The sequence below is a fragment of the Cellvibrio sp. genome (genome assembly GCF_053579595.1).
The window spans coordinates 1-3,737 of the sequence record NZ_JBRFPI010000417.1 but is presented as its reverse complement, the minus strand read 5'-3'; the positions used below and the strand labels follow the sequence as shown (position 1 = coordinate 3,737).

At 47.8% G+C, this 3,737-nt stretch carries 4 protein-coding genes; 2 read left to right on the top strand and 2 right to left on the bottom strand.

What is annotated here, in order from left to right:
- Positions 1-259: 259 nt before the first annotated feature.
- Positions 260-1,189: an ROK family protein gene (locus ACWA6V_RS18870; protein ID WP_449523945.1), complete on the top strand. Its 930-nt coding sequence runs from the start codon at positions 260-262 to the stop codon at positions 1,187-1,189.
- Between the two features lie 82 nt (positions 1,190-1,271).
- Here ACWA6V_RS18870 and hemN read toward each other — a convergent pair whose 3' ends face one another.
- Complete coding sequence (gene hemN, locus ACWA6V_RS18865) at positions 1,272-2,675, bottom strand: oxygen-independent coproporphyrinogen III oxidase (RefSeq protein ID WP_449523944.1); 1,404 nt, start codon at positions 2,673-2,675, stop codon at positions 1,272-1,274.
- A 109-nt stretch (positions 2,676-2,784) separates the two neighbouring features.
- Here hemN and ACWA6V_RS18860 point away from each other — a divergent pair, with 109 nt between their 5' ends.
- Entirely contained in the window at positions 2,785-3,408 is a 624-nt protein-coding gene (locus ACWA6V_RS18860) for a 2OG-Fe(II) oxygenase (RefSeq protein WP_449523943.1), read from the top strand.
- 85 nt (positions 3,409-3,493) lie between these two features.
- Here the strand turns inward: ACWA6V_RS18860 and ACWA6V_RS18855 are convergent.
- A partial coding sequence (locus tag ACWA6V_RS18855) for a hypothetical protein (protein ID WP_449523942.1) occupies positions 3,494-3,737 on the bottom strand: 244 nt, incomplete at its 5' end.

Sequence of the window (3,737 nt, the reverse complement as noted above, 5' to 3'; positions counted from 1 at the left end):
ATTAATCCTAAAAGATCTATGGAACCACAATAGGATGAAAAAAAGATCAATTAATCTTCTTGATATTATTAATTCACAGTGATTTAATTAATTGAGCCTGAGCGATTAGATAGCAAAACAATTAATCACTAGCATCGGAAAGACATTGCGTTCTACGTTCTAGCAGTGCTTATCGCTGGGGAATTTTCCCGGCTCTTTTTATTCTTTGATTAACTCATCTGCCCCTGATGATTTGGGGGTAGTTGCTGGTGGAATTTTTATGCAAAGCCCATCCAACGCCAATGTAATTGCTGCACTTGAAGCGGGCGGGACAAAATTCAATTGCGCATTACTCGATACCGAACTCAACCTGATTGCGCAGGCCGCATTTGAGACTACGACGCCTGCACAAACGCTCGCTGCTGTATGCGATTTCTTTCGCCAGAGTGTAGCGGCGCACGATGCTCAGTTGATTGCGATGGGTATCGCAAGTTTTGGTCCGGTCGATTTGATGGCGGATTCGCCGACCTATGGATACATCACCAATACGCCCAAACCTGGTTGGTCAAACACCGATATCTGCGGCTATTTCGCGCGTGAGTTAAATGTTCCCATTACTTTTGATACCGATGTTAATGGCGCGGCCTGGGGCGAAAAAGTAGCGGGCGCGGCGCGTGACCTGAGCGATTTTATATATGTCACCGTGGGCACGGGAATCGGTGCGGGTATAGTTGTTAATAACCATTTGGTGCATGGCATCAGGCATCCTGAAGTGGGCCACATGTTGATGCCGCGTGATCAGCTAATGGATAACTATGCGGGTTGCTGTCCGTTTCATTTGGGCTGTCTTGAGGGTTTGGCATCCGGAAAATCGATTGAATCGCGCTGGGGGGTATCCGGAAAATTTTTGAAGGCGGATCATCCTGCCTGGCTGTTAGAGGCGCAATATCTCGCGCTGATGTGTGCCAATCTGACGCAGCTATTGGCACCACAAAAAATTATTTTGGGTGGCGGTGTGATGGAGCAGCCGCAATTGTTGCAGATGATCCGCGAATACTTTTTGGTGTGCCTCAATGGCTATGGTCCCTCCGCTGTTCTAGAGCAAACTGAGAGCTACATAGTGAAAACTAACTTGAATGGTATGGCTGCTATTTTGGGCATTGCAGAGCTAGCATTGTCGCAACTCGCAGAAGAGCCTTCTAAAAGATAAGATTTCAACCGGTTTTTATTTTCCGCAAGCATCTGGCAAAAACTCGCCAGATTTTCGCCCGCCGGTTTCCGGCGGGCTTTTTTCAAATGATTTTAGAATAACGGACCTGATTACCGCTCTGCAACGGCCTCTGCAAATATTCATCAAACACCATGCACACACGTCGAATTAATAAGCGTCCTTTGTTGTGCACGCGAATACCGCTGTCATTAACTGTGATTAAACCATCCTCAATCATGGGGACAAGCTGCGCAATTTCTGCCGCGAAATAGTCTCTGGGGTTGATGGAAAATGCGTGTTCCAATTCGGCAAAATCTAACCGTAAGTGGCAAATCAAACTGTTGATAACAAAACGCCGCAGCTGATCCTCGTCATTCAAGGTAAAACCGCGCGCTATAGGCAGTAAACCCAAATCCAATTTTTGTTGATAGGTATTGAGGTCTTTCGCATTTTGAACGTAGATATTGTCAATCATGCTGATGGAGGAAACGCCCACTGCAATTAGATCGCAGTCTTTATGAGTAGAATAGCCTTGGAAATTGCGCTGTAATTTTCCTGCTTGCTGTGCGCGTACTAATTCATCATCCGGTTTGGCAAAGTGATCCATGCCGATGTAGATATAGCCAGCCGCTTCCAACGTTTGAATTGCAAAGTGCAAAATATCCAGTTTTTCAGCGGCGCTGGGCAGATCTTTATCGCTAATGAGCATTTGGCTTTTAAACAGGTGGGGCATGTGCGCGTAATTAAAAAGCGACAAGCGATCCGGATTTAAATCGATAATTTTTGTCAGCGTCTCTTTAATACTGGAAAGGGTTTGCAGTGGCAGGCCGTAAATGAAATCCATGCTCACGGATTGATAATGTTGCGCGCGCAACCCCTGCATTAATTCGCTAACTTGCTCAAATGTGTTATAGCGATTTACCGCTTTCTGCACGCGTGGATCAAAATCCTGAACGCCCATGCTCACGCGATTAAAACCCAAATCACGCAAATGCGTCATGGTGTCTATGCTGACTCGCCCCGGGTGAATTTCAATTGAGAATTCGCCCTCGGTATCATCAGCCAAGCGAAATAGTCGGCGCGTGGCATGCATTAGCAGCGACATTTCATCATCGCTAATAAACGTGGGCGTGCCGCCGCCCCAATGCAATTGTTTTACCTGGCGGCGGTTGTCAAATAAATCCGCGTAGAGCGAGAGTTCCTGAATCATTCGGTGGATGTAAGGTGTTGAACGGCTTTTGTTGTTAGTCACAATTTTGTTGCAGCCGCAGTAATAACAAAGGCTGTCGCAAAACGGAATGTGAAAATAGAGTGACAAAGGGCGCTGCGCCTGATTGCTGCGGTTGATTGCATTGAGCAGCGCGGCCTCTGTAAACGACTCCTGAAATTGCGGGGCAGTGGGATAGGATGTGTAACGTGGCCCCGCCAGATCGTAGCGGCTGATCAGGGTGTTATCCCATTCAATCTGTTGCGTGAATACTGACATAGGCGAGCTTCCTCTTGGCGCGTCTGCCTATGGTAAAAATTTGCGCGCAGCACTGAATTGATGTGGATCAAGCCTATAATGGCGGCTCGTTGATAGCCTGTGATTTTTTATGATGGACATAACAAACGCATCTCCCTCAGAACTCTTGTTGGATCAAATAGCAGACGCACTGGCGGGCCCGGGTTTTATCCTGCTTGACCAGCCGTTGCCCCCATCCCTGATCCAAGGTTTGATTGAACATTTGCGAGCGCAACAAGCGGCACTCGCACCGGCGGGCGTGGGGCGTCAGGGTGACTACCAGCGCAATCAGGATATTCGTGGTGACGCAATTCAATGGCTCGAGCCGGGCAATCCTGCTGTCACAGAATTTTTATCATGGATGGATAAACTGAGGTTGGGGATAAACCAGCGGTTATTCCTCGGCCTGTTTGATTACGAGAGTCACTATGCGGTTTATGCTCCGGGTGCCTTTTACCAAAAACACCGCGACGCCTTCAGAGGGAAACCGGGGCGCAAGCTGTCCACGGTTTTATATTTGAACCAGGCTTGGGATTTAATGGCTGGCGGTGAGTTGGTGCTCTATGATGAAGCAGGCGAGAATGAATTGATTCGTCTTGCACCAGAATGTGGCAGGTTGGTGATTTTTTTAAGTGAAGATTTTCCACACGAAGTGTTGCCGGCCAAGCAGTTCCGGCAGAGCATCGCGGGGTGGTTTCGGATCAAGGCCCTGTAAATGGCCTGCTAAATTGTCATAACTATCTTTTTATCTGAGGAAAGTGCCTTCACGGTGGCGGTCTGTATCACCATAACAGTACCCGCTAGCGCATGAGGGAGCCAATACACAGGGCGTTCGCCTGTGAGCGTTGTTGCCAGCAAGAGAATCGCGGCTGTTGGCAACGAATTTGCAAGTGGTTGGATGTAGCTTGCTGAAATTCTTCCAGGACTGGAGAAATGGAAACCAGGGATGCGTTTTCAGCAGGCGCTATAACAATGCTAAGAATGCATATTAAAGTGAGGCCGCGATGCTGAAGGAAGTCACCATGAGTGAGATGAAAATAGATT